Source organism: Streptomyces sp. NPDC002790 (assembly GCF_040295505.1).
Classification (GTDB): domain Bacteria; phylum Actinomycetota; class Actinomycetes; order Streptomycetales; family Streptomycetaceae; genus Streptomyces.
In genome coordinates, this window is record NZ_JBEOVM010000071.1 from 26,102 (window position 1) to 32,697 (window position 6,596).

The following is a 6,596-nucleotide window of genomic DNA, read 5'->3' on the forward strand; positions in this document are numbered from 1 at the left end:
CGCCGATCGCACCGCAGCACGCTGCGCAAACGCGTTTTGGACCTCCCCCAGGAATCCGCTAGAGTTCAACACGTCGCCGGGACGCGGAAGCCGACCGGAATGACACGCGAACGTAGCTCAGTTGGTAGAGCGCAACCTTGCCAAGGTTGAGGTCGCCGGTTCGAACCCGGTCGTTCGCTCAGGATGTGGGGGATCTTCCCGAACCCCTACGCTCCTGGTGGAGTGGCCGAGAGGCGAGGCAACGGCCTGCAAAGCCGTCTACACGGGTTCAAATCCCGTCTCCACCTCCAAGCGCGATTAGCTCAGCGGGAGAGCGCTTCCCTGACACGGAAGAGGTCACTGGTTCAATCCCAGTATCGCGCACTGAGGCCGCAAGGCTTCCTTCCCGGACGATTAGCTCAGCGGGAGAGCGCTTCCCTGACACGGAAGAGGTCACTGGTTCAATCCCAGTATCGTCCACTGCCCCCTGTGGGTTCCCGCGCGATTAGCTCAGCGGGAGAGCGCTTCCCTGACACGGAAGAGGTCACTGGTTCAATCCCAGTATCGCGCACCAGCAAGAAGCCCCCGGTCCTCGTGGCCGGGGGCTTCTTCGTGCCGGGCGGCTCCTCAGGAGGAAAACAGCATCCGGCCGAAGCCACGGTTGTGGTGGCCGTGGTGGCCGCCATGGTGACCGCCGTGGTGCGGGGCTCCCCAGGCCGGGGCCGCGGGGGCCGGGTAGCCCTGTGGGGCGGGCGGGGGCGGTGGCGCCTGCTGCTGCCACTGCGACTCCATGCGAGTCAGCGACTCCAGCTCGCCGTAGTCCAGGAATATCCCGCGGCACCCGCTGCACTGCTCGATCTGGACGCCATTGCGGTTGTACGTGTGCATCGGTGCGTGACACTTCGGGCACTGCATGCTCGGCTCAACTCCTTGCCGTTCGGTGCTGCTTCGCCGGAACGCTTCCCGGCTTCGGTCCCCCGCACCCTACTTGGCCGGTACGTCCTCGAACTGCGGTGGCACCGATGCCATTCGGGCGCAGGCGTCGACGACCGACTCCTCCACCTCGTCGAGCGTGCGGCCCGCGTCGGCGGCCTTCGCGACGGCGAGCGCGGCGGTCTGCACGGCCAGGGCGCGGGCCGGAACGTCCAGGGCGGGCCAGGGGTCGGGGACGCTCAGTTCCTTTGCGCCGCCTGTGCGTTGGTACGCGCCGAGGAAGCGGGTCCAGTCCTCGCCGGACAGCAGACCGCAGGCGAACCAGGCGGCGGGGCGGGCCAAGTCCCAGGCGGGGTCGCCGATTCCGAGGTCGTCGACGTCGATCAGCGTCCACGCGGCAGGGTCGGCGGAGGCTGCGGGGTGGCGGACCAGCTGGCCGAGGTGCAGATCTCCGTGGCAGAGGGCGCTCGCGTGCGCGTACGGGGCTTCGGCGCGGGCCCAGGGCGGCAGCGTTCGCCAGGCGTCGAGGATCGGGCGCCCGGCCGGGTGGGCGGGAGCCGATGCATGGAGGCGGGCCACGGCGCGCGCCGCCTTGAGCGGGCCGCGCATGGGCGGGAGCGCGGGCGGCAGTTCGTGCGCGGGCGTGCGGTGCAGGCGGGCGAGGAGGGCACCCACGGCTTCCCAGGGGGCGTGCTCCGGGTGGTCCGGGTCCACGGGGGTGCCGTGCGGCCAGAACGTTACGAGCCGGTCGTCCAGGGATGCCGCCGTCGGGCGCAGTGGGTGCAGCAGTACGCCGGCCAGGGCGGGGTGTGCGGCCACGGCCAGGCGCAGGTTCAGCTCGGCCGGGTCGGTGTCGGGGGCGTGCGCCTTGGCGACGGTGTCGCCGTGCCGGACCACCGTGGCGTCGGGGCGGTCGGCGAGGGTCGTGGCGCCACAGACGCAGGCGATCCCCGACGGATGGGCCGCGCCCCGGGCCTCGGCCCTGAGCGCGGGAACGATGAGCGTGGTCACGGCGGCAGCCTACGGGTGCGGCAGGCACAAGATTACGGGTGCGGCAGGCACAAAATAATGCTGCGCGCAGCTCCCCAGCTGCGCGCAGCATTTGTGCCGTCCGCCGCACCCCCGTCCCCACGGGGTTTCATGGTCGGATGTCCCCGCCCGGACCGCTCATCCGGGCCTGGGAGCGCCGCTCAGCGCCCCAGCATCACACCCACGGACGACGCCTGTGTGACCATCGCGTCCCAGCCGCCGAATACGACGACGAGAAGGGCCGCGAGAGGGAGAACCATGGCCGCGGCCACCAGCGGATGCCGGCGGTCGGTCGCGGGGCCACCGAAAAGGCCCGCCCTGCGGGCCGCTGTGCGGAACGCTGTCGTCCGCGGTGCTGTGTCCGCCATGGTCCTCTCCCGGTCGAAATCTTGAGTTCTTGCGTCGGTCTTCAGTTCTTGCGTCTTGGCAAGCGGCGGGTACCTGACCTCGGGGGACGAGTGCCGTACCCGCCGCTTGACCTCAAATCTATGAGTACCGGGCGCCCGAGACGTCATGCCCTCGTACCGATTGCCGGGCCTCCCCGAGGATGACCACCTGCGACCGGCGTACTCCCCTGGGTGGAGACGAAGGCCCGACGACCTACTCGGCCTCGGGGTCATCCCCCAGGGGGCGGCCGATCCGGGCCTCGCGCTCGGCGGGCTCCTCGCGCGGGACCGGGTGTTCCACCAGGGCCAACACCCTGGTGGCCATGAAGCGCGCGGTGCGCACCACGGATCCGGATCGGGTGACTTCGCTCACTTCCACCACCCCTCTGCGCACCGCCGTCTCCACCCTTCGGCCCGCCCGGCCCGCCGTCACCTCGTACGTACGCGTCGTGTCCCCGGCATCCACGACTATCTCGACCCGGTCACCCTTCATGCGTCCAATCCCCCTTCAGCGCCGCCCTGTTGGATCGCGGGCCCGCGACAAGCCGCCCCGCTCCCGCGCCCCCTGACCACTCTTCAAGTTTCGCACCGGGCACTGACAATCGAATCGGCGGCGAGGGCGCGGCCTTTGCGCGCCGCCGTGCGCGAAAACGTAAGCTGTGGCTCGTCAGACGGACCGGGCAGCAGCGGGGATGAACATGGCGATGATGCGCCTCAGGCGCGAGGACCCGCGCGTCGTCGGCTCGTTCAGGCTTCACAGACGCCTCGGGGCCGGCGGGATGGGCGTGGTCTACCTCGGGTCCGACCGGCGCGGCCAGCGGGTCGCGCTCAAGGTGATCAGGCCTGATCTGGCGGAGGACCAGGAGTTCCGCTCGCGGTTCGCGCGCGAGGTGTCCGCCGCGCGGCGGATCCGCGGCGGCTGCACCGCCCGGCTCGTCGCGGCCGATCTGGAGGCGGAGCGCCCGTGGTTCGCGACGCAGTACGTGCCGGGTCCCTCGCTGCACGACAAGGTGGCCGAGGAGGGTCCGCTGGCCGCATCGGACGTGGCGGCCGTCGGCGCCGCGCTGTCCGAGGGGCTCGTCGCCGTCCATGAGGCCGGGGTCGTGCACCGTGACCTCAAGCCGTCCAACATTCTGCTGTCCCCGAAGGGGCCGCGGATCATCGACTTCGGTATCGCGTGGGCGACCGGCGCCTCGACGCTGACCCATGTCGGCACCGCCGTCGGCTCCCCCGGCTTCCTCGCGCCCGAGCAGGTGCGGGGCGCCGCCGTGACGCCAGCGACCGATGTGTTCGCCCTGGGGGCCACGCTCGCGTACTCGGCCATGGGTGACTCGCCCTTCGGGCACGGCAGTTCCGAGGTCATGCTCTACCGCGTGGTCCACGAGGAGGCGCAGCTGGCCGGGGTGCCGGACGCGCTCTCCCCGCTGCTGCGCGCGTGCCTCGCGAAGGACCCGGAGGAGCGGCCCAGCACGCTGCAACTGTCGCTGCGGCTCAAGGAGATCGCGGCCCGTGAGGCGCAGGGCATCGTCGCGGAGCCGCGCCCGCCCGCGCCGCGCACCGCCGAGCAGGACCGGCCGACGGGGCGCATCGCCGACGCACACGCCTCGTACGAGGGGCAGCGCACCCAGCGGCGTACGCAGCCGGGGACTCCGACGTCGCGCCCCAGCAACGGCAGGAGCAACGGGTCGGGGCCCGCCCGGAACACCAACAGCCGGTCGGGCAGCAACAGCAGGCCGGGGCCGCGCAGTGGTGCGGGACGCCCGGCGCCGCGGACGAACGGCACGGGTTCGGGCAAGAAGCTGCGGCCCGCGAATCCGCGGCTGCTGCGGCAGCGGCTCTTCGTGTTCGTCGTCGTGACGCTGCTCGTGGCGCTGGCGATCGCGGCGGCGCAGGGCTGCCAGGGGCCGACGCGCGGCCTCGGTGACAGCCACGTAAAGAAGACGACGTCCGCTTCCGCGCGGGCGCTGCCGCTTCCGGGGAGCCCCTCGGAGTCCTAGAGGAGCTCTAGAGCTCCGGGCGGCCCGTCGCCACCGCGTAGAACGCGACGGCGGCCGCCGCGCCGACGTTGAGCGAGTCGACTCCGTGGGCCATCGGGATGCGGACCCATTCGTCCGCCGCCATCAGGGCCTTGGTCGAGAGTCCGTCGCCCTCCGCGCCGAGCATCAGCGCGACGCGTTCCATGCGGTGCGGTGCCACCTCGTCGAGGGACTTGGCCTGTTCGGCCGGGGTCAGCGCGAGGAGTTCGAAACCGGCGTCGCGGACCGTCTCCAGGGACTTCGGCCAGGCTTCCAGGCGCGCGTACGGCACGGCGAAGACCGCGCCCATGGAGACCTTCACGGAGCGGCGGTAGAGCGGGTCGGCGCAGTCGGGCGAGAGCAGGACCGCGTCGATACCGAGGGCGGCGGCGCTTCGGAAGATGGCGCCGATGTTGGTGTGGTCGTTGACCGACTCCATGACGACCACGCGCCGGGCGGTGGCGAGGAGTTCGTCGGCCGTCGGCAGCGGTTTGCGCTGCATGGAGGCGAGGGCGCCGCGGTGCACGTGGTAGCCGGTGACCTGCTCGGCGAGGTCGGGGGCGACCGCGTAGACCGGGGCGGGGACCTCGTCGATGACGTCGCGCATGACGTCGACCCACTTCGCGGACAGCAGCATCGAGCGCATCTCGTACCCGGCGAGCTTGGCGCGCCGGATGACCTTCTCGCCCTCGGCGATGAACAGGCCCTCGGCCGGTTCGCGTTTGCGACGCAGTTCTACGTCGGTCAGGCCCGTGTAGTCGGACAGGCGCGGGTCGTCGGGGTCATCGATGGTGATGAGCCCTCGGGATTCAGCTTCAGCCACGGGTCGATACTGCCTTGTTCTTGGTGTGGTGCCAACGGTGCGGAGCGGGTTGTGTTACCGCTGGTTACTTATCGGGGCCCTCTCGCACCACGTCACCGATCACGATGACGGCCGGCGGCCTGACCCCTTCGGAGACGACCGTTTCGCCGACCGTCGCGAGGGTGGCGTCGACGCGGCGCTGGGCCGCCGTCGTCCCTTCCTGGACGAGCGCGACGGGCGTCTCGGGGCTCTTGCCGTACGAGACGAGGGCCTCGGCGATCTTTGCGATCTTGTCGACTCCCATGAGGATCACGAGGGTGCCGGTCAGTCTCGCCATCGCCTCCCAGTCGACCAGGGAGCGCTCGTCGTCCGGCGCCACGTGGCCGCTGACGACGGTGAACTCGTGGGCGACGCCGCGGTGCGTGACCGGGATGCCGACGGCGCCGGGGACGCTGATGGAGCTGGAGATGCCGGGGACGACCGTGACCGGGATGCCCTCGGCGGCGAGCGCCTGGGCCTCCTCCATGCCGCGGCCGAAGACGAACGGGTCGCCGCCCTTGAGCCGGACCACGGCCTTGCCCTGCTTGGCGTGGTCGATGAGCGCCTGATTGATGGCCTCCTGGACCATCTGGCGGCCGTACGGGATCTTCGCGGCGTCGATCACCTCGACGTGCGGCGGGAGTTCGTCGAGGAGGTCGCGCGGGCCGAGCCGGTCGGCGATCACGACGTCGGCCTCGGCGAGGAGGCGGCGGCCGCGCACCGTGATCAGGTCCGGGTCGCCGGGGCCGCCGCCGACGAGGGCCACGCCGGGCTTGTGCTCGCGCTGGACGGCGACGGTGCCGTCGTGGAGGGCCTCGACGATGGCATCGCGGATCGCGGCGGTGCGGCGGGGGTCGCGGTCCGCGGCGGTGGTCGTCAGGACGGCCACGGTCACGCCGTCCGCGCGGCCCGTCGCCGGGGTCCAGGCGGTCGCCTCGTCCGCGTCGTCGGAGCGTACGCACCAGGTGCGGGTGCGCTCCGCTTCGGCGGAGGCGTCGTCGTTCGTCTGCCGGTCGCTGGTGGCCACCAGGGCGTACCAGGTGTCGGCGAGGTCGCCCGGCTCGTAGCGGCGCTCGACCCAGGTCAGTTCGCCGGCGGTCGCCATCGCCTCGACCGACGGGGTCGCGGAGGGGGAGATCAGCGTGATGTCCGCGCCCGCGGCGATCAGGGCGGGGAGCCTGCGCTGGGCTACCTGGCCGCCGCCGAGGACGACGACTCGGCGGCCGGTCAGACGGAGCCCTACGGGGTAGGCGGGGTGGTCGGCGGCGGGCATGCGGTGTCCTCTGGCGTGCGGGTGTTGTTTGTGAGCGTACGTCGTGGGCGTGACCGGCAGGTTTCTTCCCCACCCCGCCCCTTCCCGAAAGTCCTGCCGGACGGGCCTCCTCAATCGCCGGAGGGGCTGAATTTTCAGCC

At 71.6% G+C, this 6,596-nt stretch carries 7 protein-coding genes and 5 tRNA genes; 6 read left to right on the forward strand and 6 right to left on the reverse strand.

Annotation, left to right across the window (positions count from 1 at the left end):
• Positions 1 to 106: 106 nt before the first annotated feature.
• The 5 genes from ABT004_RS25730 (at position 107) to ABT004_RS25750 (ending at position 553) form a co-directional block, all read left to right on the forward strand.
• Positions 107 to 179: transfer RNA gene (locus ABT004_RS25730), tRNA-Gly, on the forward strand.
• Between the two features lie 37 nt (positions 180 to 216).
• A tRNA-Cys gene (locus ABT004_RS25735) sits at positions 217 to 290 on the forward strand.
• 1 nt (position 291) lies between these two features.
• A tRNA-Val gene (locus ABT004_RS25740) sits at positions 292 to 363 on the forward strand.
• 24 nt (positions 364 to 387) lie between these two features.
• Positions 388 to 459: transfer RNA gene (locus tag ABT004_RS25745), tRNA-Val, on the forward strand.
• A 19-nt stretch (positions 460 to 478) separates the two neighbouring features.
• Positions 479 to 553 (forward strand) — tRNA-Val (locus ABT004_RS25750).
• Between the two features lie 53 nt (positions 554 to 606).
• On the opposite strand, the gene ABT004_RS25755 is transcribed toward ABT004_RS25750, so the two are convergent.
• The 4 genes from ABT004_RS25755 to ABT004_RS25770 all read right to left on the reverse strand — a co-directional run bounded on the left by ABT004_RS25755 (position 607) and on the right by ABT004_RS25770 (position 2,820).
• Complete coding sequence (locus ABT004_RS25755) at positions 607 to 894, reverse strand: TFIIB-type zinc ribbon-containing protein (RefSeq protein ID WP_351341284.1); 288 nt, start codon at positions 892 to 894, stop codon at positions 607 to 609.
• Between the two features lie 69 nt (positions 895 to 963).
• Positions 964 to 1,923: an aminoglycoside phosphotransferase family protein gene (locus ABT004_RS25760; protein ID WP_351341287.1), complete on the reverse strand. Its 960-nt coding sequence runs from the start codon at positions 1,921 to 1,923 to the stop codon at positions 964 to 966.
• A 179-nt stretch (positions 1,924 to 2,102) separates the two neighbouring features.
• Complete coding sequence (locus ABT004_RS25765; RefSeq protein WP_351341290.1) at positions 2,103 to 2,309, reverse strand: hypothetical protein; 207 nt, start codon at positions 2,307 to 2,309, stop codon at positions 2,103 to 2,105.
• A 232-nt stretch (positions 2,310 to 2,541) separates the two neighbouring features.
• Positions 2,542 to 2,820, reverse strand: a complete 279-nt coding sequence (locus ABT004_RS25770; RefSeq protein ID WP_351341292.1) for a DUF8836 family protein — start codon at positions 2,818 to 2,820, stop codon at positions 2,542 to 2,544.
• Positions 2,821 to 3,019: 199 nt separating this feature from the next.
• Between ABT004_RS25770 and ABT004_RS25775 the strand changes: the two genes are divergently transcribed.
• On the forward strand, positions 3,020 to 4,324 hold the full coding sequence (locus tag ABT004_RS25775; RefSeq protein WP_351341307.1) for a serine/threonine-protein kinase: 1,305 nt from the start codon (positions 3,020 to 3,022) through the stop codon (positions 4,322 to 4,324).
• A 7-nt stretch (positions 4,325 to 4,331) separates the two neighbouring features.
• Here ABT004_RS25775 and ABT004_RS25780 read toward each other — a convergent pair whose 3' ends face one another.
• Together ABT004_RS25780 and cobA are read right to left on the reverse strand one after the other, a co-directional pair.
• Positions 4,332 to 5,165: a TrmH family RNA methyltransferase gene (locus ABT004_RS25780; protein ID WP_351341294.1), complete on the reverse strand. Its 834-nt coding sequence runs from the start codon at positions 5,163 to 5,165 to the stop codon at positions 4,332 to 4,334.
• 64 nt (positions 5,166 to 5,229) lie between these two features.
• A complete protein-coding gene (gene cobA / locus ABT004_RS25785) occupies positions 5,230 to 6,456 on the reverse strand; it encodes a uroporphyrinogen-III C-methyltransferase (protein WP_351341297.1) in 1,227 nt (408 codons plus the stop codon).
• Between the last annotated feature and the right edge of the window lie 140 nt (positions 6,457 to 6,596).

Excerpts from the sequence above, each read along its gene's own strand:
- ABT004_RS25755 (WP_351341284.1), bottom strand. The coding sequence starts at position 894 with ATGCAGTGCCCGAAGTGTCACGCACCGATGCACACGTACAACCGCAAT.
- ABT004_RS25765 (WP_351341290.1), bottom strand. The coding sequence starts at position 2,309 with ATGGCGGACACAGCACCGCGGACGACAGCGTTCCGCACAGCGGCCCGC.
- ABT004_RS25770 (WP_351341292.1), bottom strand. The coding sequence starts at position 2,820 with ATGAAGGGTGACCGGGTCGAGATAGTCGTGGATGCCGGGGACACGACG.
- ABT004_RS25775 (WP_351341307.1), top strand. The coding sequence starts at position 3,020 with ATGAACATGGCGATGATGCGCCTCAGGCGCGAGGACCCGCGCGTCGTC.
- cobA (WP_351341297.1), bottom strand. The coding sequence starts at position 6,456 with ATGCCCGCCGCCGACCACCCCGCCTACCCCGTAGGGCTCCGTCTGACC.